23 protein-coding genes and 1 pseudogene are annotated in these 21,219 nt (G+C 61.0%); 12 read left to right on the top strand and 12 right to left on the bottom strand.

All coding sequences use genetic code 11. From position 1 onward, the window contains the following. Window positions 1-145: 145 nt before the first annotated feature. The 3 genes from V1289_RS07245 to V1289_RS07235 form a co-directional block, all read right to left on the bottom strand. The gene (locus tag V1289_RS07245; RefSeq protein ID WP_334396289.1) at window positions 146-1,300 is read right to left on the bottom strand and encodes an OpgC domain-containing protein; all 1,155 of its coding nucleotides are present in this window, start codon (window positions 1,298-1,300) and stop codon (window positions 146-148) included. A gap of 140 nt (window positions 1,301-1,440) precedes the next feature. Then, window positions 1,441-1,749 carry a hypothetical protein gene (locus V1289_RS07240; protein ID WP_334396288.1) on the bottom strand — a complete coding sequence of 103 codons (309 nt, stop codon included), beginning with the start codon at window positions 1,747-1,749 and terminating at the stop codon, window positions 1,441-1,443. 176 nt (window positions 1,750-1,925) lie between these two features. After that, the gene (locus V1289_RS07235) at window positions 1,926-2,564 is read right to left on the bottom strand and encodes a S24 family peptidase (RefSeq protein ID WP_309178606.1); all 639 of its coding nucleotides are present in this window, start codon (window positions 2,562-2,564) and stop codon (window positions 1,926-1,928) included. Between V1289_RS07235 and V1289_RS07230 the strand changes: the two genes are divergently transcribed. Together V1289_RS07230 and V1289_RS07225 are read left to right on the top strand one after the other, a co-directional pair. Beyond that, window positions 2,563-3,222, top strand: coding sequence for a GcrA family cell cycle regulator (locus V1289_RS07230; protein WP_334396287.1), 660 nt, complete (start codon window positions 2,563-2,565; stop codon window positions 3,220-3,222). The genes V1289_RS07235 and V1289_RS07230 overlap by 2 nt on opposite strands. Before the next feature lie 44 nt (window positions 3,223-3,266). Further along, a complete protein-coding gene (locus V1289_RS07225) occupies window positions 3,267-3,842 on the top strand; it encodes a DUF6456 domain-containing protein (protein WP_334396286.1) in 576 nt (191 codons plus the stop codon). Here V1289_RS07225 and bamA read toward each other — a convergent pair. Further along, window positions 3,823-6,174, bottom strand: a complete 2,352-nt coding sequence (bamA, locus tag V1289_RS07220; protein WP_334396285.1) for an outer membrane protein assembly factor BamA — start codon at window positions 6,172-6,174, stop codon at window positions 3,823-3,825. The two genes, V1289_RS07225 and bamA, sit on opposite strands and share 20 nt — an antisense overlap. Window positions 6,175-6,412: 238 nt before the next feature. Here bamA and V1289_RS07215 point away from each other — a divergent pair, with 238 nt between their 5' ends. Next, entirely contained in the window at window positions 6,413-7,465 is a 1,053-nt protein-coding gene (locus tag V1289_RS07215; protein ID WP_442895967.1) for a hypothetical protein, read from the top strand. Between the two features lie 18 nt (window positions 7,466-7,483). On the opposite strand, the gene V1289_RS07210 is transcribed toward V1289_RS07215, so the two are convergent. After that, entirely contained in the window at window positions 7,484-8,977 is a 1,494-nt protein-coding gene (locus V1289_RS07210) for a winged helix-turn-helix domain-containing tetratricopeptide repeat protein (protein WP_334396284.1), read from the bottom strand. A gap of 219 nt (window positions 8,978-9,196) precedes the next feature. Here V1289_RS07210 and mddA point away from each other — a divergent pair, with 219 nt between their 5' ends. The 4 genes and pseudogenes from mddA (at window position 9,197) to V1289_RS07190 (ending at window position 12,664) form a co-directional block, all read left to right on the top strand. Next, on the top strand, window positions 9,197-9,973 hold the full coding sequence (mddA, locus tag V1289_RS07205) for a methanethiol S-methyltransferase (RefSeq protein WP_334396283.1): 777 nt from the start codon (window positions 9,197-9,199) through the stop codon (window positions 9,971-9,973). 33 nt (window positions 9,974-10,006) lie between these two features. Next, window positions 10,007-10,426, top strand: a pseudogene (locus tag V1289_RS07200) (GFA family protein). A gap of 313 nt (window positions 10,427-10,739) precedes the next feature. Beyond that, entirely contained in the window at window positions 10,740-12,002 is a 1,263-nt protein-coding gene (locus V1289_RS07195) for a CaiB/BaiF CoA transferase family protein (protein WP_334396282.1), read from the top strand. Window positions 12,003-12,478: 476 nt separating this feature from the next. Further along, window positions 12,479-12,664, top strand: coding sequence for a hypothetical protein (locus V1289_RS07190; protein ID WP_074274285.1), 186 nt, complete (start codon window positions 12,479-12,481; stop codon window positions 12,662-12,664). A gap of 31 nt (window positions 12,665-12,695) precedes the next feature. Here V1289_RS07190 and V1289_RS07185 read toward each other — a convergent pair whose 3' ends face one another. The 4 genes from V1289_RS07185 to V1289_RS07170 form a co-directional block, all read right to left on the bottom strand. Further along, window positions 12,696-13,016 (bottom strand): cupin domain-containing protein, encoded by a 321-nt coding sequence (locus V1289_RS07185; RefSeq protein ID WP_309178596.1) that lies wholly within the window; start codon window positions 13,014-13,016, stop codon window positions 12,696-12,698. Next, window positions 13,013-13,699, bottom strand: coding sequence for a YqcI/YcgG family protein (locus tag V1289_RS07180; protein WP_334396281.1), 687 nt, complete (start codon window positions 13,697-13,699; stop codon window positions 13,013-13,015). The genes V1289_RS07185 and V1289_RS07180 overlap by 4 nt, the downstream gene beginning before the upstream one ends. A gap of 94 nt (window positions 13,700-13,793) precedes the next feature. After that, the gene (locus V1289_RS07175) at window positions 13,794-15,086 is read right to left on the bottom strand and encodes an MFS transporter (RefSeq protein WP_334396280.1); all 1,293 of its coding nucleotides are present in this window, start codon (window positions 15,084-15,086) and stop codon (window positions 13,794-13,796) included. Continuing rightward, complete coding sequence (locus V1289_RS07170) at window positions 15,086-15,799, bottom strand: hypothetical protein (protein ID WP_334396279.1); 714 nt, start codon at window positions 15,797-15,799, stop codon at window positions 15,086-15,088. Before V1289_RS07170 ends, V1289_RS07175 begins: the two co-directional genes overlap by 1 nt. A 63-nt stretch (window positions 15,800-15,862) precedes the next feature. On the opposite strand from V1289_RS07170, the gene V1289_RS07165 reads away from it, so the two are divergent. The 5 genes from V1289_RS07165 to V1289_RS07145 all read left to right on the top strand — a co-directional run bounded on the left by V1289_RS07165 (window position 15,863) and on the right by V1289_RS07145 (window position 19,714). Next, window positions 15,863-16,882 carry a GlxA family transcriptional regulator gene (locus V1289_RS07165; protein WP_334396278.1) on the top strand — a complete coding sequence of 340 codons (1,020 nt, stop codon included), beginning with the start codon at window positions 15,863-15,865 and terminating at the stop codon, window positions 16,880-16,882. A 55-nt stretch (window positions 16,883-16,937) separates the two neighbouring features. Then, window positions 16,938-17,099 (top strand): hypothetical protein, encoded by a 162-nt coding sequence (locus V1289_RS07160; RefSeq protein ID WP_334396277.1) that lies wholly within the window; start codon window positions 16,938-16,940, stop codon window positions 17,097-17,099. Between the two features lie 257 nt (window positions 17,100-17,356). Then, entirely contained in the window at window positions 17,357-18,490 is a 1,134-nt protein-coding gene (locus V1289_RS07155) for an alpha-hydroxy acid oxidase (RefSeq protein ID WP_334396275.1), read from the top strand. Between the two features lie 192 nt (window positions 18,491-18,682). After that, complete coding sequence (locus V1289_RS07150; RefSeq protein ID WP_334396274.1) at window positions 18,683-18,886, top strand: hypothetical protein; 204 nt, start codon at window positions 18,683-18,685, stop codon at window positions 18,884-18,886. Window positions 18,887-19,360: 474 nt separating this feature from the next. Then, complete coding sequence (locus V1289_RS07145; protein WP_074278281.1) at window positions 19,361-19,714, top strand: phasin; 354 nt, start codon at window positions 19,361-19,363, stop codon at window positions 19,712-19,714. A 12-nt stretch (window positions 19,715-19,726) separates the two neighbouring features. On the opposite strand, the gene V1289_RS07140 is transcribed toward V1289_RS07145, so the two are convergent. The 3 genes from V1289_RS07140 to V1289_RS07130 form a co-directional block, all read right to left on the bottom strand. Next, window positions 19,727-19,987 carry a hypothetical protein gene (locus V1289_RS07140; protein ID WP_334396273.1) on the bottom strand — a complete coding sequence of 87 codons (261 nt, stop codon included), beginning with the start codon at window positions 19,985-19,987 and terminating at the stop codon, window positions 19,727-19,729. Next, window positions 19,984-20,313, bottom strand: coding sequence for a hypothetical protein (locus V1289_RS07135; protein WP_334396272.1), 330 nt, complete (start codon window positions 20,311-20,313; stop codon window positions 19,984-19,986). The genes V1289_RS07140 and V1289_RS07135 overlap by 4 nt, the downstream gene beginning before the upstream one ends. A 422-nt stretch (window positions 20,314-20,735) precedes the next feature. Then, window positions 20,736-20,921 carry a hypothetical protein gene (locus V1289_RS07130; RefSeq protein ID WP_334396271.1) on the bottom strand — a complete coding sequence of 62 codons (186 nt, stop codon included), beginning with the start codon at window positions 20,919-20,921 and terminating at the stop codon, window positions 20,736-20,738. Between the last annotated feature and the right edge of the window lie 298 nt (window positions 20,922-21,219).

Raw genomic sequence — 21,219 nt, 5'->3', positions numbered from 1 at the left:
CTGCCTGCCGGCAGCTTAGCTCGCAATGCTGTTTTGGACAGCCGAAAATTTGGTCAGCACAAATCCGCTGTCGCCAAGAAATTGATCGACCAGCGCTGGCCGCGGGCGGTTGCTGTGCCGCCGGAGAACCGCGGACATTCGGCCGTCAGGATCGCGCGCCAAGCGCGGATTTATAGTCCTGCCGCCGGGACCACGACACGTAGTAAGCGACGGCGGTCATCATCAAAATTCCGGCGGCGCTGACGAGAACCTGCATGGCGAGTGAATTCGGCCCGGTAATCAGGATGAAATGCGCGGCGAACGACAGAAAGACGCCGGCGCAGAACACCGCCAGCCATTCTTCGCCGCATTTGATGAGCGGCTGCAGGACCGGCCACCGAAATCCACGCCAGCCTCTCGGCACCGCCAGTGTAAAGAGGAAGGCCATGGCGAGCAGATGCAGCACCCTGTAAGGCGCCAGGTTCTCCCTGTCGTTGGGCAGGAATGCACTGAGCAGGGAATCCGGGACCATTTCCGCCAACGCGGGCAGCTTCCCGGCAGAGGTGATCACGAGCGCGAACAAGAGATAGAGCAGTGCCGCAATGCCCAGTGCCGGAAGCCCCTGCATCGATCGGATCAAGCGGGCCTGCCTGGCACCGCTCAGCGCAAACCAGGCACCCAACACAAACAGCAATTGCCAGCTAAGCGGATTGAAGACCCAGTCTCCCTCCGGAAACGACAATAGGTTCCGGTCAAATATGCGCGCCGTGACATAGAGTGTGGCCGATCCGGCCAGCGTCACGGTCGGCCAGCGCAGCATGCCGATCAAGACGATGGGGAGGAAAGCCATGAGTACGATGAACAGCTGCAAGACGTCTAGATTGAGCGGTGTGGCCTGTAGCAGCAGGCCGCGAATCAAGGTGCGGATCGGGTGGTCGATGAATCCCGCAATGTTGAATTCGGCGATGATGTCGGGTGCCGCGGTCTGTGCTGCGACATAGCCGATCAGGTCGACATAGATCACGAACAGGACGACATAGGCCGCGTAAAGCTGCCATAGCCGTTTGAAGATGCGGGTCGCCCCCACCACAGAGCCGCGTTCCACCATTTTTTTTGCGTAGATGATCGCCGCGGCATAGCCGCCGACGAATACGAACAGGTCGGTTGCGCCGCTAAATCCAAAATTCCGCAAGGTCAGCGAGCTGACCGCGTTGTGCGGAACGTGATCCACAAACAGAAACCAGTTCGCGATGCCAAGCAGCAGCAGGATCCGGAGATCGCCATCGCGTGCCGCGATCTCAGTCTTCATACATTGGTTCATTGAGAGTGAAACTTCACAAGCCCGGAGCAACGAATCGCCATTCTAGCGTGACGATACGCGCGATCCGAGTAGACTTTGCGTGAAGAATATCTAATTGGCGCGCTGGCGGATTGAAACTGCCGGCGATCACGTTTTCGAAATCAGGACGTGATCGCCTGCGAGAACATTGGCCCGTCTGCCGGCTCATGTTTGCGCAGGTCGCGGGCGTGATCGAAATGGCCGGCCTGCAGATCTGCGCCCGTTGCGCCGATCTCGGGAACTGCGGCCTCGGCCAGAATATCGGCGGTGACATCCTCGACCGAGGAATCGGCGACTTCGTGGATGAAACTGATGTTCTTGTATTCGCCGGACACAATGCGCGAGACGACCTCGCGCCGGGTGATTTCGGGATCGACAATGGCTTCGCGGCCGCGCCGGCCGTAGTCGATCATCACGACGAAATACTGCATGTTTGCGAGCCGAAGCACATCCCGGGCGTTGGAATCGAATGACGGCAATATTTCTGAAAATCAGAAATAGGTCAAGTCAAAAATTCGGAAAAACAGAAATTGTCCTGGAGCGGCCGATAGTACTTCGGGGCGGCCGGTCGAATCAGGCCCCCGTAACTATCGCGGAAAAAGGATCCTTATTTCTCAGGTGCGCGCCCGCCCTGCGCCTTGGCCGCCTTGCGCGTTCGCGCCGTCGCCTTGGTCCGCAAGCGCTCGATCTGGCCCCTGGGCAGGGTGACGCAAATCTCGCCGATCCACTCCAGCTTTACCCCGCTGATTGGCTTGGCATTGAAGCTCGTGAGGTTGACCAGCGTCGACGACTTTCCGCGCTCGATCGTCTTCAGGTAACGCTCCCCGGTTTTCAGGCGTACCGCGGCTTCTTCGCCGTAGAAGCTCGACAATGGATGACGCTGCTCGCGATAGACCACGATAACATCGCCATTTTCGTATTTTGGCAGCATGGAATCGCCCGCCACCTCGAAGGCGATGATCTCTTCGGCAATCGGGAAGGGCAGTTCAACCTCGCCCAGGCCTTCCGGCGGCACCTGTTCATGTTCCGGCTCGATCGACGCGCCGGCGCCGACGCGGCCCATGATCGGCACCGAATTCAGTTCGAGGTACTCCATGATGGGTGCGATCTCGGATGCCTTGATCAGTCGTATCCCGGACAGGATTTCCGAAACCGCACCCGGGCGAACGCCCATCGCCGTCGCCAGACCGCCTTTGGTCTTGCCCGGCTTCTCCAGTCCCCGCTCGATCAATCTGACGTCCAGCATGGCCTTTCCTTTCACGGATGCCGGGAATGATAGCAATTCCGATTATCCGAAATCAAGCTTGACTTTTGTTTCGGAATATCCGAAATTGCGGAGGCGTCGGGCGACGCCAGGAAAGCAGGCAGGAATGATGGAAGCGACAAACTGGGCGCCCGAGCACTCGGACGCGCTGCGGGAACTTTTTGCCCGAGGCATGACCTTTTCGGAAATCGCCAAAGCGATCAACTCGAAATTCAAAACCAAATATTCACGTAATGCCACGCTCGGCCGCGCCAAGCGGATGGGGCTCGCCGGGCCTGCCCGGCCCGAATCGTTACCTCCGGCGAAGCCACGGCTGAGCAGGCTTGGCGAACTTCGCCCCGCTGAACCCAGGCTGTCCAAGTTCCACTGGTCGCTTCCGGTATTCGAAGAGGGAGAGCCGCTTAATCTGCGTTGCGTCGAGATCGAGCCGCGCCATTTATCGCTGGTCGAATTGGAGCGCCGTGATTGCCGATACCCGTACGGTGGTGATGCCGAGGGCGAAGCCATTACCTTCTGCGGCCACCCAAGGCGGCCAGGCTCCAGCCATTGCACGCCGCATTTTCACCTGAGCCGCAACCCCCATGCAGCCCTGGAACGCCCCGCGAGCACGGCCGCGCTGAAGGTCATCGAAGCGGCCTGAAGGACGATCCATCGCGCCCAGATTCACAAAGGAGGCCATGAGACATGCCACGAGCCAAACGAAAGAAGCCACATGACCCGGCACGGGCGCACGACCGCCGCTCGCGCGATCTGCCCCGCAACGCCGAAGTCGCGACCGTCGAGGTCGACAACCCGCTGGCGCTGGAGCCGGGCGAGAAGATCGTCGTGTTGCGCTCCATCCGTAACGATCCGTTGGGCCGCCTGCATTCGCACCGTCAGATCGACGAGGCGCAATACCAGGGCGGGCGGGCCTTTCAAGACGATTGGGAGAAGGCCGAGCGCGGCCCGCGCGCGGTCGATCCGACCAGAGATTATGTCGATGGCGGGCAGGCGCGCGAGCCGATTACCGAAGGCCAGCGCAAGGCGGTGCTGCGGCTGAACCGCGCCGAGCGCGAGCTTGGCGCCGACGGTTCGGCGCTGGTGCACGACGTTCTGATCCACGGCATGACCATGGAGCAGGTCGGGCAGCGTCGGGGATTGTGCACCAAGCGGTGGCACGACTATTTCGCGCGACGTCTCAAGGAATGCCTCGACCGGCTGGCGCTGATCTATGGATTCGCGACCGCCAATCCCATCGCCGTCAAAAACCTCCGGCGCTGAAGCGGAACGGCTGCACCACGTCATAAGCTGCCTTTGTGATCGGCACCGCGTAGTCGACCGTGAACGCGCCGAACGGCGAGGCCCAGGTCAGGCCGGCACCGACCGACGAGCGTACGACATTCTTGTTGGCGACCTGAAGCGAGGAGCTCCCAAAACTGGTCGGGCCGCCATAGCCGAAGACGCTGCCGGCATCGACGAAGGCCGATGCCTTGAGGCCATATTCGTCGGGCACGCCGGGAATCGAACTCTGCAGCTCGGCGGTCGTTGCCCAGTACATGTTGCCGCCGACATTATCCATGGTGGTACCGGGCGTGAGATCGCGCGGGCCAAAACCGTTGGTCGCAAATCCACGCACCATGGTCGGGCCGCCGAAGAAGCTGTTCATCAGCGGCACCTGTTGGCCGCCCCAGCCGGTGACGTAGCCGCCTTGCGCGCGGACCATGCCGACCAGATCGCTGTTAAGCGAATGGTAATAGCGTACGTCCTCGGTGGTCCGCAGGAATTTGACGTCACCGCCGAGGCCGGCGAGATCCTGGCTGAGCTGCGATTTAATCCCGTCGGTCGGGCTCTTTGGGTTGTCGAGCGTGCTGTAGGTCGCGGTGCTGCCGACCGCCGAAACCCACGCGGGCCCGCTTGCGGCAGCCTGCTGGATCGCCAGTGATGGCGGCAAGCCTGAGGTGGTCGTGCCAAGCGTGATATTCTGATTGTAGATTGAGTAGCGCCACAGCACGCCGAGTTGTTCCGTGATAGGCGTGCCGAACTGCAGTGCCCCGCCGTAGGTGGTGCTGTTATAGGACTGATAGCTGGTCACGTCGCTCTGCCGGCCGAACAGTTCGATTCCGGCCGAAACCCTGGTGCCAAGAAAATACGGTTCCGACGCCTTCAGGTCGATCCCGCGCGCATACTGACCATAGGTCACGGAGGCCTGGACGTCTTTCCCGGTGCCATAAAAGTTGCGGTCGCCGGCTTTGACCTCGACGAGCGCGCCATCGGTGGTGGAGTAGCCGCCAGCGATGCTGAAATCGCCGGTCGATTGTTCGACGGTCTCGACATCGAGCACGATTCGATCCGGCGCCGAGCCGGGTCTGTTCGAGATCTTGACCGTTTTGAAATAGTTCAGATTCTTCAGGCGCCGCTCGGCCCGATCGATCAGGGTCTTGTTGTAGGGATCGCCTTCAGAAATGTCGAATTCACGCCGTATCACGTAGTCGCGCGTGCGGCTGTTGCCGTGGATCTCGATACGCTCGACATAGGTCCGTGGTCCCTGGTCGATCACGAACGCGACATCGAGACGTTGCGCGGCGGCGTCCCGCGTGATGTGAGGTACCGCTTGGGCAAAGGGATAGCCGAGCTTCGCCATTTCGATCGCGAGAACTTCGGTGGTCTTGTCCAGTGCGTTGCCGTCGAACACCGCGCCGGAGCGGGCAACGGGCAGCCGCTGAAGTTTGCCGGAACCCAGCTCCGGAATATTGCTGACGACGCTGACATCGCCGAAATGATAAAGTGGGCCTTCGTCGATAACAAACGTCAGCGTAAATCCCCTGGCTGCGGGATCGTATTCGGCCCCGACAGTTGGCACGATGGCGTCGGCGTAGCCCTTGCCGCGATAATATAGCCGCAACTGTTCCTGGTCCTGCGCGATGCGGTTGGGGTCGTAGACGTCGCCGCCGGTGAGGAAGCTCAGCATATTGGTGGCAGAGGTCTTGATCACGGCGTTGAGCTGGCGATTGCCGAAAGCCCGATTGCCCGTGAAGTTGATCCGCCGCACCGTCGTTTTGCCGCCCTCAGTAATCGCGTAGACGAGATCGACGCGGCCGTTGCCGCGGTCGATGACCTCCGGCACCACGCTGACGTCGTCACGTCCGACATGGCGGTAGGCCTCGATGATGCGGCCGACATCAGCCTGCACCGCGGCGCGCTGCAGTGAGCCACGCGGCTTGGATTCGACGGCGGCGGCAAGCTCGGTGTCCTTAACTTTCTTGTTGCCTTCGAATGCGACGCGATCGAGCACGGGCGCCTCGGTCAGATGCACGACCAGCCGTTCGCCGGCGCGGTCGATTGACACCTTGTCGAACAGGCCTGTTGCGATCAGGGCCTTCAGTGCCGCGTCGCGCGAAACATCGTCAAACCGTCCGTCGGGCGCGGCATGAAAATACGATCGCACCGTCGCAGTGTCGACGCGGCGATTGCCTTCGACGGTGATCGAGTCGGGCGAAGCCGGCGCGGTCTCGGCCGCAACCGGCGTCGCTGGAAACAGTCCGAGCGCGGCAGCCAACCACCAGCCGACAAGGCGTCGCGATCGCCAGTGTTGCGTGATGCGTTCGATCTTCACGTCCCGCCGGCCTCCCATTTGACTGGTTGCGATCGAATTGCCAGCGCAGGGCGAAAGAATGTCACACGCGAGGTCAGATGCGGGCCGATACATTACGGGCCGCCACACTTTTAACGCCTTAACTTAACCTGCGCGTTCTCAGAATTGTCGCAATGGCCGCTTCATGCTCCGGGGATCAAGGAGACCGAGACGTTCGCGCTGTGATCGTCGCTGCGCCGACGTTCGCCAGGAGCATCACATGCGTTATGCAGCCCTCGTTGCCGCCTCGCTCATGCTGATCCGGCCCGCCTATGCGGAGAAGACACCGGATATCGATCCGCGCGCTTCGCTCGGCGTGGTTCAGCAATGGATCTACAATTACCGGGCTAAACCCGACTACGCGCATGTCCCCGCAGCCGTGCGCGTGCTGTTTCATTCGCAGAGTTTCAAGGAGCCGGAGAACGCCGGTATCTATCTGGGCTTTATCGCCGGCGCTATCGGCTCGAACCCCGAAAAGGCCGAGCACCTCATCGCCGGTTTCTTTCCGGTCCCTCCGGAAGACGAATGGGTCGTCGTCCGCGCCATCGCCTATTCGGGATTGCCCGACTGGAGGAATATACTGCGCAGGGTCGCGCCGCGAATGCCGGCGCGACGAGTGATGATCGACAGCTATCTCGAGGGCAAGCTGCCGACCTTGACCGACATCCCATTGGAAGAAGCAAAGCCCGGCATGCTCGACAAGCTGCGCGGCGCGTTCACGCGCAATCCCTTCGCCAAGGAAGACCGGAAGCTGAACACGACGCTGACGTTTGCGGGCAATCAGGACCTGCTGGATACGTTGTGGGGATATTATTTCGCGACCGGCTCGCATGTTCCGATCCAGCGCATCATGCAAATGCTGCCGTGGAGCAAGAGCCGCGACACCGTCGACAAGCTGACGATCGGGGCCATGGCGCGCTACACGCTGGCAAGCTACGCGATCCGCGACGCCGGTTTGCGCGAATTTCTCCGCAGCGAACTTGCCAAACAACCGGCGCCGGTCAAGGCGCCGCTCGGCGAGGTAGTGGAGGCGGCAGACACTGTGCAAATCGCGGCACTCCGCAAGGATGCGCTTGCTGCGGTGGACGAACTCAAGACCAAGGGCTCGGACTCCAGACGCAATCTCGACTTCTGGGGCCAGGTCGGTGTCGGGGCGGTTGCGCTCGGCTGCGTCTCCGCCGCAGCGCTCGGGCAGGTGGCGGTCGGTATTCCCTGCGTGATCGGCGGCTCGGCTTCGCAGGGGCTGTTGTCGTTCTGGGAAAAGCAGCCATGAGGCAGATCAGCCGCGGACCTAATCCAGCCCGGCGCGGCGAAAGCCTTCCAGATAATGCTCGCGGTCGGAGTCGAGCTTCCATGGCAACTGGTTCGAGATCCAGGCAAGCGAGATATTGGGTTGCGTCCGGCGTAACTCCTGGAGTGCGGCCTTGGCGACGTCGATCTGACCGGCCATGCCGGCTGCGACTGTCAGCACCCGGTATGCGCCGGTGAGATCGCCGCGTTGACGAGTCGCTTCGCGCGCCAGCGCGATCGCCTCGGAATAGTTCTTCCCGACGAACTGGGAATAGGCGGCGACGCCATAATAAATCGCGGAAGAGGGGTCACGCGGGCTGAGACGGATGGCGCGCTGGGTCGCCACATAGGCGTCCTGCCAGCGCCCGGAATACGACAGCGCCAGGCCGTAGTAACCCTGGGCCAGCGAAAAGTTTGGGTTGAGCTGCAGCGCCAGTTCGAACTCGGCCAGCGAGTCGTCGAGGCGGCGCGTTGAAAAATATACGCTGCCGAGTGCGGTATGTGCCCACGAATCCTCGCTGTCGGCGGCGATCGCGGCAAGTGCGGCACGCTCGGCGACAGGCGCCGCCGTTGCAATATCCACCCAGCCGAGATGGACGCCGAACATGTGGTTGGTGGCGAACAGGGCCAGCGCCTGGCCGTAGTTCGGATCAATCGCGATCGCCTTTTCCAGCAAGACCTGAGCCGCCGTACTGTCGCACCGTGTCACCCGCCAGTGATGCGACAGCGCCCGCATCACCAGGTCCCACGCGTCAACGCTGTTGGGCGGTTTACGCCGGCTGCGAAAATTCTCGGCAACGTAGATCTGTGGCTCGATCGCCGTGACGATGGCATCCGCAATCTCATCCTGCACCGCGAATACGTCGACGAGGTCCCGGTCGTAACGTTCCGCCCAGATGTGGCTGCCGGTCGCGGTGTCGTTGAGCTGCGCGGTGATGCGCACGCGGTCGCCGCTCCTTCTCACGCTGCCCTCGACGACGTAGCGAACGCCGAGCTCCGCAGCGACCTGTTTCATGTGCACCGCCTTGCCCTTGTAGGTGAACGAGGAGTTGCGGGAGATCACGAAGAACCAGCGCAATTTCGACAGCGCGGTAATGATGTCCTCGCTGATTCCGTCGGAAAAATACTCCTGCTCCTGGTCGCCGCTCATATTATCAAACGGCAGCACGGCGATTGCCGGCCGATCCGGCAATTGCAACGGCGGACGCAGTCGTTCGTTGACGTCTTCCGGTGACATGGCAGCCGGCTGATCGCCGTCCGGTTGGCCGTTCACGGAGCCAACGAAACGAAGTCCCTTTCGCGGAATGGTCCGAATCAGCTTCTGTTCCTTGCCGTTATCGCCGATCGCGTTTCGGGCGGCGTTGATGCGGCTGTCAAGCGTCGAGTCCGACACGATCCGGCCGCCCCATACCAACTCGATCAAATCATCCCTGCTGACGACGTGGTCGCGGTGCCTCAACAGATGAACCAGCAGGTCGAACACCTGCGGTTGCATCGCAACAAGCGCGCCGCCACGGCGCAGCTCGCGAAGGGCGGTGTCGAGAACATGATCTTCAAAAGTTAAATTTCACGTGCGTTATCGCATCATTTCTCAAGAAACAATCAAGTCGGTCTCAGGGAGAGATCAAGCACTGGGCAAAGTCTTGTCGGCGCGTCTCAGGCATTCTGCACAAATTGAGGTTGCGATCCCATTGCCCCTGGCGGAGTCAATTTTATGACCGAAACCCGAGTTATTAGCCCGGCCGTGCCGGGAAATCGGATACTACGGTTCACTGCATTTCTGTTCGGCGCTGTGTCCTACATCACATTTCTGGTCACGATTCTGTATGCCATTGGCTTCGCGGAGGGGCTTGTCGTGCCGAAAACCATCGATACTGGCGCAGAATCGCCGGCTCTCGAGGCGATCGCCGTCAATCTCGCGCTCATGTCGTTGTTCGCCGTTCAGCACAGCGTCATGGCGCGCAAACAGTTTAAACAATGGTGGACGCGATTTATTCCCAAATCCGTAGAGCGCAGCACTTATGTGCTTCTCGCCAGCCTGACGCTGCTTTTGCTGTTCTGGCAGTGGCGTCCGCTGCCGGCCGTCGTCTGGCACGTCGAAGAGCCCGCAATTGCCACGGCGCTCACTGGATTGTCATTCCTCGGCTGGGTGATCGTGTTCACCAGCACCTTCCTGATCAATCATTTCGAGCTGTTCGGATTACATCAGGTTGCCAATAATCTCGTTGGCCGGAAAACGCCAGTGCCGATCTTCCGGACGCCGCTTTTCTACAAGTTTGTGCGGCACCCGATTTATCTCGGCTTCATCATCGCGTTCTGGGCCGCGCCGACCATGAGCACCGGGCACTTGCTGTTCGCGGCGGTGACGACGGCCTACATCTTCGTCGGCATTCTGCTGGAAGAGCGCGATCTCGTCGACATGTTCGGCGACGAATATCGCCGCTACAGACAGCAGGTATCGATGCTGCTGCCCTGGCGCAGGACGATCTGACCAATCCCTAATTGTCTGTTGGAGACATATACCATGAGACATACTGGAACTTGCTTTTGCGGCGCGGTCGAAGTGCAGGTCGGGGGCGCCGGAGGACATGGGTTACTGCCATTGCGGCTCCTGCCGTTCGTGGTCGGGCGGACCGGTCAACGCCTTCACCTTGTGGAAGCCGGAGGCGGTGCAGGTCACCTTGGGCTCGCACCACGTCGCGACGTTCGAGAAGACAGCGATGAGCCAGCGCAAATATTGCACGAAATGCGGTGGGCATCTGATGACCAATCATCCGACGCTCGGACTCGTTGACGTCTTCGCCACGACAATTCCGACGCTTGCCTTCACGCCCGGCGTTCACGTCAATTATGCCGAGACGATGCTCCCGATGCGGGACGGTCTGCCCAAGCTGAAAGACTTCCCGCGGAGTTGGGTGGCTCAGGTGAAATGATCGCCGAGTAGGGAAATCAGTTTCCGATAACAACAACGCAGCCAAGACCGTTCGCCACGGGCTGACCGATCAATCTCCGCAGCTCGATCTCTGGGTAGGACCAGGATCGGGCGGCGGGCTTGTGGGACTGAACCTTCGAAGTGCCCGAGAGCCAGGCCTCCGCGCCAGCTCCCGGAGGGAAGAGCTATGTCAGCGGCAGCTCCGGCCCTGCAAAATCCGGGTTTGGCGTTACCTGCAGGGTTCCGGTAAAAGGCTTCCGAAGCCGCATTTTGCGGCAAGGGCGATCAGTTCCGCCTGACAAAACAACCAAGGGAAGCGCCTGACATGACTGCCAGACCGCAATTGCCGGAGCGCACGCCGCGCGCAAAGGGCGAACCGACTGCCCTCGATGGTCTGCTGGTCGTGGATTTTACCCGCGTCGTTGCTGGTCCTGCATGCACGCAAACGCTCGCGGATTTCGGCGCCGAGGTCATCAAGATCGAAAACCCGGACGGTGGCGACGACACACGCGCCTACGAACATGCCGAAATCGGCGGCGAGAGCGCGGCTTATCTCAGTCTCAATCGCAACAAGCGCGGCATTGCGCTGGACTTCACCAACCCGGCGGCGCTGGAGGTCGCGCGTGAGCTCATTGCGAAAGCCGATGTTGTGGTGGAGAATTTCTCCGGCGGCGTGATGAAGAAATTCGGCCTCGACTATGCGACGGTCGCGCCGACCAATCCGCGCCTCGTGTATTGCTCGATCTCGGCCTATGGCCGTAAGGGCGCATACGCCCTGCGTCCAGGGTTCGATCCGGTCACACAGGCTGAAAGCGGCTTCATGTCGCTGAATGGTTTTCCCGACGGGGAGCCGGTGCGGACCGGCCCGCCGATCGTCGACATGGCGACGGGAATGTCGGCCTGCAACGCCATCCTGCTTGCGCTACTGGCTCGCGACCGGCTCGGCCGCGGCCAGCACGTCGAGGTCGCGCTGATCGACATCGCCGTGGCGATGACCGGCTTCTATGGCATGGCCTATCTGATCAGCGGCGCGAACCCGGGCCGTTTTGGCAACTCGCCTAACGGCTCGCCCACCGTCGGCGTCTATCAGGCGTCCGACGGACCCCTCTACATGGCTTGCGCCAACGACCGGTTGTATCGCCGGCTGGTCACCGAGGTGCTGGCACGGCCCGATCTCGTCACCGATCCCGAATTTGCTCACCGGAAGAACCGGACGGCCAACAGGGAAAAGTTGCGAGCCATCATTGCCGGGGTCCTTGCCAGCGACAAGCTCGAGAACTGGATGGCGAGGATGAAGAAGGCCAACATACCGGTTGGCTATCTGCGCACCGTCGAGGAGGGCTTCAACGCGCCGGAGGTGCGCGATCGTCATCGCCTCAGCCAGATCCCGCATCCGACCGCGGGCGCCGTTCCCAACATCGAAACGCCGCTCAATATGAGCTTGACGCCCACTATCGATCCCATTGCAGCGCCGCTACTCGGCGAGCATACGAAAGACGTGCTGCGCAAGACGCTCGGTTACGATGACCGCCGGATTGCGGCGTTGGCCGAGGCGGGTGCATTCGGAAAGAGCGGGAATACCGGTTGACGGGCGGCTGGCTGGGTGGACTAGCGCAAGCGCAATCCGTCGCCATCCTTCCGATGGAAGCTTCCGCGCCATTCGCCGGTGATCCCCGAGCCTGTCAACGGGCCGCGCCTTGCGGGAAACGGTCGCGCCGACCTCCCTACAATTGCGAACACCCGCCCGATAGCGGACGCACACCACCGGGTATGGGCCTTTCAGACCATCCCGGGATGTTACGTTGATACCGCAAACCGCTGTTCAGAGAGCCAAATCGGGCCGTTTCGGCCGTTCAGTTCGGCTTGCTGCGCAGGTTGTTCCTTGGCATACTTTCAACTTCGTCGGGTTCCGCCCGGTCAATCTCGAGGCGAGCCATACGAAGTATCAAGGTAGCTGTCGTCAGGCCGAGACGTTCGGCCTCCTGCGCTGCGGTATCGACTCTCTGGGCCAAGCCCTCACGTTTACCTGGGTATGCCATTCCTGTTCCTCACCTAAGGTGCGAGATGAAAAATCCCACATATGTTGCAGAGCTGCAGAAGAAACTCGGAGCTCCATCGAGCGAAACCGTGGAAAGCCTGCGGCTGTTGAAGGCTTTCCTCAAACTTGCGCCCGACCAGCGTTCCGAAATCATTGAACTGGTCGAACGTTTGGCGACTGACCCGTCGCCGAGCGATCCCTCATTGTCTTGAAAACATCGTTTGCCTCTTAAGCGTCCTCGTTTCAGTTGCTGATTGGATTGGCGGGCGGGCGCGTCGCGATCGCATAGACCGCGCCGCCCTCCAGCGCTTCGGATTGGTGAAGCGTACCGGCGGGCAGCAGGATGGTGTCGCCGGCGCCGACGATGCGCTGGCCGCCGTCCCACATGAAGTTCAGCCTGCCGCTGATGATCACCAGGATCTCGTCCACGGGATGGGTGTGGAAGCGGTGTACCTTGCCGGCAGCGTCGTGCTGCAATTCGATACTGCCCTGCTCCGGGAGCAGGTTCAGGATTGCGGGATCGATGGCAAATTCGGTCTTGTGACCTTCGATGATCTGGGTCATGCCGCTTGCTCCTTGTTTTCGATGTGAGCCGTCTTCGCTTGTGCGAGCTTGGCAAAAGGACAGCCGCCCGCCACCTGATTGTCGTCATGCAGGAAGTATTGCTGGTACTCGCGTCCGTCGGTCGCGCCGTAACGTCCGAGGTGCGGCGAGGGACTCGCGCTGTCGTAGGGAATTAGCCGTTTGCGCACTTCCGCGAACGCGGCATTGGCAGCCTTCTCGGTTCCAAGAATCTTCTCGAACACCCATCGTGGCTGGAAGGTAAGCATGAAAGCGCTTGATCGGCGGCTTTGCCGCATCACATGTGCGGGCGTCGTGCAGACGACGAAGATCGGCTCCCCTGCGAACGAGAACTCCCACATCGGATGATCGATCTGTTCGGGAATCTCCTCGGGCCACGGGCTCTTGTCGAGTCGCGCCAGCTGGTCGAGCGTCAGCCACATCTTGCGATAATAGGCGTCGAGCGTCTGCACCGGGCGTGGCCTTGTAAACACGATCAGCGATGTGTTGGGTCCATATGATCTGGATTCGGAAACATATTGCGCGAGTTGAACGCCGAGCACCTCGACGTCATAGGGGTCAAGGAACAAATAGCGCAACTGGTCCTGGCGATGGCCGGCAACGCCGAAAACACAGGGAAAGGGCCGCGCCTCGCTGCTCATCTGCGCTTCGAATTCAGAGAACATCACGCATTGCCAGCTGCTCACTGGATACGTCGAAGCAACGTCCCCTTTTCTTAAAAACAAGCGCTCCATAATGCCCCCTGTATGTTTAACGTGACTAACGAATTATCAATTTGCCTCTCATCAATAACGGTCCGGCGATACCCGGCAGCGACATCAGCAGCAGAATTCCGATCAGGGTGCCATAGCCGGCGTCGCCGATTGCCGCTGGACCTTGGGTTGCGTCGGTTGCAGCAAATCGGCTGGCGGCAACCATGGCGAACCCAATGACAGGCTGCGAGATGCCTGCGAAAATTCCCGCCGCCGTCGTATTTACCGACGCGCCAACGCCGATGAGGTCCGCGGTGTAAAGCTTCTTGGTGCATTTCAGCACGAGCGGTACCGTCCCGCCGGCGACAAGCCCGAGTGCGGTGAACACGATGGTGACATAGACGAGGCCGAACGCATGCGCGACCGGTGGCAGCAGCATCGCAATCAGGATCATCCGCAGCGCACAGATGCGGATCAGCGCGCTGTCGAGTGCAGCCGCCGCACGGTCGGCGGCGTGGCCAAGAAAGATCGAGCCGACCGCATTGCCGATCATGAAGGCGAGCAGGGGAGTTCCTGCCGCCGTCGGAGAGATATTGAAGAAATGCGCCACCATCGGAATGCCCCAGACGCCAGACAACGTCGTCACCACCGCGAAGTGGGACGCAAAGGTCATGGCGCAGCCCCAGTTCGCGATATGCGACAGGGATTGCCGGGCGGCGACGACAACGCTTTTCAGCGTCTTGTTGTTGCGCGGCGCCAGATCAGGTTTCAGCGTGACCTTGGCGAAAGCAAGGTTGGCCAGACCAACGCCGGCGATGAACAGGAAACAGGCGCGCCAGCCAAAACCCGTCACCGCCGCCGCGAGCGGCGTTGTCGCAAGGACGCCGCCGACGTAGCCCGACACCTGCGAGATGCCAGACATAACCCCGAACCGCTCGTCGGTGAAGCTCAGTGCGACAAGCTTCAACAGCGCGGTGAAGACGAGCGCGTCTCCGCAGGCGACGATGAGGCGGGCCGCAAAAACGTCCAGCAGGTTCGGCGCCAGCGCAAATGCGGCACTCCCCAGCGAAGATGCCGCCATGCTGCATAGCACCACCCGCTTGACGCCATAGCGGTCGACCAGAAGGCCCGCCGGAATCTGCATCAAGGTGTAGCCCCAGAAATAACTGGAGGCGAGCATCGCGACGCCCGCGGCGTCGGTGCTGAAGTCGTGCATGAAGTTGAGGCTGACCGATTGCGGCGATACCCGTTGCAGGAATGCGATCGCGTAAGCGGTGGCCACCGTCGCCCAGGCCAGATAGGCACGATCAGCGAACCGGGAGGTCGGAGCGAACACGGCTTGTTGTCCAAGCATCGACATCACACCCTCGCATAGCCGACCGAGAACAGGGCATCCGCTGAATTTGGAATCATGCGGGACATCGCGGCATCGACCAGCGACGCCGTGCCATAGTAGGTCTGCCGATGATGCTCGATATGGCCATAGGCGCCCCGCATGATCATGCCGGGCACTTCGAGTGGCTGGCCCGGATAAAGCGACGAGCACATTTCGACGCAGGCCGCTTGCAATGCGGGATCCTGCGCGTCGCCAAGCAGCGAGGGTGTCACCTTTTCGCAGATCTTGGCGTTAGCCGCCCATACGATGGGATTTCGTGTCCGCCATCCGTAGAGCACACTACAGTCGCCTTTCTGGGCGGCTCCGGAGCATTTCAGCACTTCGGAGGTAAAGAAACCGTAAAAGCCGCGGCCCTGGTGGGCGGGAAGCACCTCCGTGCCGCTGCGGTAGACCGCAAGCCCGCCCGAAATCTGCAGCACGCGATAGACTGAAAACGCCACCAGGCCGGAGCCGTCATAGACCAGTATGAGGCTGTACTTGCTGTCGAATGGGGAGGAGGCTGCGGTCCAGTGCGGCTCCGTCGCCTTCCAATTGACGGCGATGATGCCGTTCATGGCGTCCATCAGCGGCTGCCGTTCGGAGGCGGCGATGCGTGACGCGTCGGGGAAACTGTAGACTGCGCAATCCGTCCAGGGCGAGGTGATCGCCTGACATTGGCTGCCCAGATTCCGCAACATGGCCGAACTCCAGTTACCCATCGTGAGCTATACAGGCGAGGCTCGAATGGCTTAAAGGACAATATGCCCTCGAAATCTGCCAAATCCCGCCGTCCCGACCCGCGCGAAGAAACGCTGACGCGGTGCATCGCGATCGTCGCCTTCCCCGGAGTAACCCTGCTCGATATCTCCGGGCCGGCGCAGGTGTTCGCCGAGTTGCAGGCGATCGAACTACCCGGCCCCGGCTATTCGCTGTCGTATCTCTCGACCTCGGGCGGGCTGGTGCCGACAGACGTCGGCATGATGGTGGACACCGCGCCGATCGACAGCGTCCGGCCGCACCAGGTCGATACGCTGGTGATACCGGGCGGCCCCGGCATCTGGGAGATGCGCAAAGACGCCCAGTTGATGAAGTGGATTACGCAGACGCTGCCCAAGGCACGTCGCGTCGCCTCGGTATGCCTCGGGGCTTTCGCGCTGGCCTGGACCGGCGTGCTGGATGGAAAGCGCGCCGCGACCCATTGGCGCTATTGCCCGAGACTGCAGGACAGCTTCCCCAACATCCGCGTCGAGCCGAATGCGATCTTCGTCAAGGACGGACGGGTCTGGTCATCGGCCGGTGTCAGCGCCGGCATCGACCTGGCGCTGGCCATGATCGAGGAGGATTTCGGCCATACCACCGCGCTCGACGTCGCGCGAAGACTGGTGGTTTTTCTGAAGCGGCCTGGCGGCCAGAGCCAGTTTTCCACCGTGCTCGCGGCGCAGGCCTCCGACGTCGAAGGGCGTTTTAGTGCACTGCACGCCTGGATCATCGAAAACATCGCAAGCGATCTCAAGGTCGAGACGCTCGCTGAAAAGGCCGGGATGACGCCCCGGACCTTCGCCCGCACTTACGCCAGCCGTACCGGCATGACACCGGCGAGCGGCGTCGAGGCGTTGCGTGTGGAAACTGCGCGGTTGTTGCTGGAAAGCAGGCAAATAGGCGGTGTGGTGGAGGTGGCCAAACGCGCCGGCTTCGGCGACGACGAGCGCATGCGGCGGGCGTTCCTGCGGCACCTCGGCGTATCGCCCACAGAGTACCGAAATCGCTTTTCGGGCGGCTGAACGGTAGGGGACGCCGCGCCCGCGGCCACGAAGTTCCCCTGTGTTGGTCCGGAAAATGCGCCAAGCTCAGACCTTTTTGGCCACAATCGAACCCGACGCTGGCGTTATGAAACCGCTGGCCGTCATTTCGATTCTCGCGCTGCTTACGATCTCCGGGGCGGCCTATACCGACCAGCTTTTCATGGGCGATCAACAGATGACGCAAGGGACGAATTGAGTTCGCCTCTGAAGCACCTTGGGGACGACAGCAATGCTTTCGATTGATCAATTCCTGAGATTCATCAGCGTCCCGGCCGTCATGGCGCATTCCTGATCGCTTCCCAGGTCTCGGGCGCGGGAATTTTCCACGCCGCGCCGATGCACCTCGCGGGCGAATAGCAGCCCTCCGTTTCTGCGCCGGATTCACCCGTTCAAGGCGGTAGCTTTTCCCGTTTATCTGCGGCTAATGTGCCGCCAAGACGGGAGAGAAGCACCATGAATGACGGGACCCCCATCCGGCCCGCGAGAAACATCGAACTCGGCGCCAGCGGCGAAGAATTCCAGAATCTCCACGAATTCGTGCGGAAAGCCCGTGCCCGGCTGAACCAGAACGCATGGGATTACATCGTCGGCGCCTCGGAGACCGAGACCACCATGCGCCGCAACCGCATGGCGCTCGACGAAATTGCGTTCCGGCCGCGCGTGCTGCGCAATGTTGCCCGGGTCGACGCGTCGGCGAACCTGTTCGGCCGCAAATTGCGCTTGCCGGTGATGATCGCACCGGTTGGCGCGCTTGAGATTTTCGACCCCGGCGCCGGCGCGGCCGTCGCGCGCGGAGCCGGCAGGTTCGGCGCCGCGCATATGCTGAGTTCGGTGTCCGAGCCGGGGCTTGAGGATACCGCAAATGCCGCGCCCGATGCGTTGCGCATCTATCAGCTCTATGTCCGCGGCGATGATGACTTCGTCGAAGACGTGGTCAGCCGCTCCATCGCCAACGGCTATACGGCGTTCTGTCTGACCGTCGACACCGCCCATTACAGCCGGCGCGAGCGCGACATCGCCAAGCGGTACGTCCGCGAAAGCCGCATTCGCGCCACCGGCGGCGACTTCCAGAAGGGGCTGGAGTGGCGCACCGTGAAACTGATCAAGGACAAGTATAAGATCCCGCTGGTGCTCAAGGGGATCGCCACCGCAGAGGACGCGGCCATCGCGCTCGACCATGGGGTGGACTGGATCTATGTGTCGAACCACGGCGGACGTCAGCTCGACCACGGCCGCGGCTCGATGCATGTGCTGCCTGAGATCGTTCAGGCAGTCGCAGGCCGGGCCAAGATCATGGTCGACGGCTCGGTCTGCCGCGGCACCGACATCGTGAAAGCGATCGCGTCCGGCGCGGATCTGGTCGGCATCGGCCGACTGCAATGCTGGGCGCTTGCCGCGGCGGGCGAAGCCGGCATCGTGCGAATGCTGGAATTGCTTGAGGATGAAGTGCTCCGGTGCCTGGGACTGTTGGGAGTCACCAGCTTTGCCGAACTTAACAAGTCCTATCTGCACGCGGCGACGCCGACCAACCTGCCGAGCGTCTTCAGTGCCTTCCCGCTGCTCGATATCGAACCGTATCGCTATTGAGGACGGCGACTTCAGAGCCAACCGGCTTGGTCGGACGGCCTCATACATTGAAGCCGCCGATGTCCGGTCTTCGCTGCAGTCCCCTGTATCGGTTTGAAGGAACCCGGTGACAACTTCGCATGATCCGGCGCTTGCAAAGTTCCGCCGCCGCGAAGACAAAATCTGAGCGAAATGCCGCACTAGTCGAAGCGAATGGTGGACAATCCCTTCGCTGAATTGAGCCTCGAAAGAGCTATCGATCTTCGCTGGACACTGCGCGACATTCAGGCCCGCCGGCTGAAAATGTCGCCTGTCAGCAGCGAGGATTTGCGCGTTCTGATCGACCTCGGTCTGATTGAGCTGCGCGATGAGGGGCCTGTGCTGACGCAGGCGGGAACGGCCGTACTGAACGGATAACACCGGAGTCGGCGATCGGAAAATCCGATCTAGCGTGCCTTCAGGAAGCTCTCACCGGAATTGCAGGGAGTGCATCGGTAGGTCAGCACATCATAGCTTTGATCGCGCGGCTCGATCAGGGCCAGTCTCATCTGCGCGCCGCATTTCATGCAGGGCATTTCTATACTGGTTTGAAAGCGCGTGCATGTCGGTGTCGGCCGGAATGTTTGCAGCATCGTATCCCCAATGTCCCCAAAAGAGACGCAACGCCACAGACTATCGGCCCAAGCCGCGAATCAGTATGCCATATTGCTGACATCATTGGAATCGGGCGCGGCTTCCGTATGAATACGGCAATGCCAAGGAAATAATTCCCTTGTGACGGACCGACGGAGGCCGGCGGGAGGCTTCCTGGGACCGGTCGCATCGGCCAATACTGCACAGACGGCGTCCGGATGTATGCTAACGTCCGGCACGACATTGGAGAAAGCGATCATGATTGAACCGAAAATTGAAGTTCCGGCGGAGCTGCGCGATCTGGCCGAAAAGACCATTGATCAGGCGGAAAAGGCATTTGGCATGTTTTTCGACGCCGCCGGCAAATCGATGACGTCGATGCCAGGCCCGGGAACCGAGATTTCCAGGCAGGCGCTTTCGTTCACCGAACAGAATATGAAGGCAGCGTTCGAGCATGCCCGAAAGCTGGTCCACGCGACGGACCTGCAGGAAGCAATGCGGATCCAGTCGGAATTTTTGCGCAGCCAGTTCACCAACGCCGGCGAACATATGCGACAGATCACGGGCGACGTCATGTCGGCCGCCAAGGACGCAACAAAGGGCAAGTTCTGACGAACGCGATCGTTAGCGCCGGCGCGCGACCGCGACGCCGAACAGGAAGGCGACGAACAGGCTCGCCAGCGGCGCTTCCCGCGTGATCGCGCTTATGGTGGCAAGCGGTTTTCCCGATTGCCGCGCTGTTACGATCGTTTCGCTCAGACGATCGACCGCAGCCTGAAGCCCAGCGGACATTTCGGTGATCGTTCGCGATACGTCGGTCGCGGTATCGATTGCACGCTCCACCATGCCGGGTTGCGGTTGCAGTTCAGGCGTTTCGATGGTCACGTTTCGGTACTCGCCGATCGCTTTTCGGCTTCGCCGAAAAATTCAACGGGCCGACGCCTCTGGTCGTCCGCGATGAGCAACGGCCTCGACTGGAAATGCGTCACCGACAAATTTGTTCCAGCCGCCGGGCCGTGGCTTAGCGCCCGCAAAACGGAACCTTCGCCAGCGTCAAGGCTTGATTCCAGCAGAGGAAACCAAACCAGGCGGTCAACGTGGCGCGGAATCATTCGGAAGAAAATCCTTCGAAGCGACGCGGCGGCATACCGCTGGTAGCGGCAATTGTGATCGCCATTCTCGGCGTGCTCGGTATGCTCATTGTCGATCATGGCCCCTGGAACAAGCCCAGGGTACAGACGGCCGCGATGGCCAATTACACCACAACCGGTGACGCCGCGCGAGCAGTGGGCGCGGCGGTGACGCGGTCCGAACCGAAGTCGCAACTTGAACCGACCGCTCCTGGGCCGAAGCCCGTTCATCCGGCAAACCCCGCGACGCCCTAGGTCTTGCGACTGTCGCCGCGGTCGGCCAAGCTCGACGCCTTGAGCGTGGCATCAATCTTCATGTGAACGCCACGGACAGCCAGGTGGATCAGTCTCGTTCTGGTTTTGCCGGAGCTGGTCTTGTCGCCGATCTGGAGTCGCTATTGCCAGCGAGGAAGGGTCTGGCATCGACACGCCGGCGTTTGACAGGTCGGGCAAATCACGGGCACAATGCCATCATCGCGAAAGTTTCAAGGCTCGGGAGCGCTTCAGCGCACGCTAACGAATGTACCCCAAAGCGCGGCAAGACAGGCGCCAACGAACACGAGAAGCGGATTGTCGCAAAACGGGCTGCCATATTGGCACATCGTGACACCGAACGAGCCGATCTCGTGATAGCTGGCGGCATAGAACAGCCCTGACAAAACCGCGAGCACGGCAGCAGCGAAATACATCGACGGCCTCCTTGCGATCCGATGGGCGTTGGCTCCGCTGCCAAGCGCCCAACAATCTTGTTTCAATGTCCGCGCGCCGAACCGGAAATGTCCACCACTTGACGTGTCGGGCAAATCAGGGGCACACCGACATTATCGCCGATATCATACAGCCCGGGCCGGGAGATCGGCAGCGGGGTTTTTATTTGTCGGGGTCTTATCGAAAGAGACAGTTTCAAATTATCGAACCTGTTTTGTCGAATTTTCCGTAGTTTGTTGACGCCTTCGAAAAAGATTTGACACGTCGGGCAAATCAGGG

The organism is Bradyrhizobium sp. AZCC 2289 (genome assembly GCF_036924615.1).
Taxonomy (GTDB): domain Bacteria; phylum Pseudomonadota; class Alphaproteobacteria; order Rhizobiales; family Xanthobacteraceae; genus Bradyrhizobium.
Note: the sequence above shows the minus strand (reverse complement) of the source record. Positions and strands in the feature narration are given on the sequence as shown.

Bases quoted from the DNA above. Each gene is read 5' to 3' on its own strand.
- V1289_RS07185 (WP_309178596.1), bottom strand. From the start codon at position 13,016: ATGACCCAGATCATCGAAGGTCACAAGACCGAATTTGCCATCGATCCC.
- mddA (WP_334396283.1), top strand. From the start codon at position 9,197: ATGACCGAAACCCGAGTTATTAGCCCGGCCGTGCCGGGAAATCGGATA.
- V1289_RS07215 (WP_442895967.1), top strand. From the start codon at position 6,413: ATGCGTTATGCAGCCCTCGTTGCCGCCTCGCTCATGCTGATCCGGCCC.
- V1289_RS07180 (WP_334396281.1), bottom strand. From the start codon at position 13,699: ATGTTCTCTGAATTCGAAGCGCAGATGAGCAGCGAGGCGCGGCCCTTT.
- V1289_RS07235 (WP_309178606.1), bottom strand. From the start codon at position 2,564: ATGCTGGACGTCAGATTGATCGAGCGGGGACTGGAGAAGCCGGGCAAG.
- V1289_RS07160 (WP_334396277.1), top strand. From the start codon at position 16,938: ATGCGCCAAGCTCAGACCTTTTTGGCCACAATCGAACCCGACGCTGGC.
- V1289_RS07150 (WP_334396274.1), top strand. From the start codon at position 18,683: ATGGTGGACAATCCCTTCGCTGAATTGAGCCTCGAAAGAGCTATCGAT.
- V1289_RS07155 (WP_334396275.1), top strand. From the start codon at position 17,357: ATGAATGACGGGACCCCCATCCGGCCCGCGAGAAACATCGAACTCGGC.
- V1289_RS07190 (WP_074274285.1), top strand. From the start codon at position 12,479: ATGAAAAATCCCACATATGTTGCAGAGCTGCAGAAGAAACTCGGAGCT.
- V1289_RS07165 (WP_334396278.1), top strand. From the start codon at position 15,863: ATGCCCTCGAAATCTGCCAAATCCCGCCGTCCCGACCCGCGCGAAGAA.
- V1289_RS07225 (WP_334396286.1), top strand. From the start codon at position 3,267: ATGCCACGAGCCAAACGAAAGAAGCCACATGACCCGGCACGGGCGCAC.
- V1289_RS07130 (WP_334396271.1), bottom strand. From the start codon at position 20,921: ATGTATTTCGCTGCTGCCGTGCTCGCGGTTTTGTCAGGGCTGTTCTAT.
- V1289_RS07175 (WP_334396280.1), bottom strand. From the start codon at position 15,086: ATGTCGATGCTTGGACAACAAGCCGTGTTCGCTCCGACCTCCCGGTTC.
- V1289_RS07230 (WP_334396287.1), top strand. From the start codon at position 2,563: ATGGCCTTTCCTTTCACGGATGCCGGGAATGATAGCAATTCCGATTAT.
- V1289_RS07245 (WP_334396289.1), bottom strand. From the start codon at position 1,300: ATGAACCAATGTATGAAGACTGAGATCGCGGCACGCGATGGCGATCTC.
- V1289_RS07145 (WP_074278281.1), top strand. From the start codon at position 19,361: ATGATTGAACCGAAAATTGAAGTTCCGGCGGAGCTGCGCGATCTGGCC.
- V1289_RS07240 (WP_334396288.1), bottom strand. From the start codon at position 1,749: ATGCAGTATTTCGTCGTGATGATCGACTACGGCCGGCGCGGCCGCGAA.
- V1289_RS07195 (WP_334396282.1), top strand. From the start codon at position 10,740: ATGACTGCCAGACCGCAATTGCCGGAGCGCACGCCGCGCGCAAAGGGC.
- V1289_RS07210 (WP_334396284.1), bottom strand. From the start codon at position 8,977: ATGCAACCGCAGGTGTTCGACCTGCTGGTTCATCTGTTGAGGCACCGC.
- V1289_RS07170 (WP_334396279.1), bottom strand. From the start codon at position 15,799: ATGTTGCGGAATCTGGGCAGCCAATGTCAGGCGATCACCTCGCCCTGG.
- V1289_RS07135 (WP_334396272.1), bottom strand. From the start codon at position 20,313: ATGATCGACAATGAGCATACCGAGCACGCCGAGAATGGCGATCACAAT.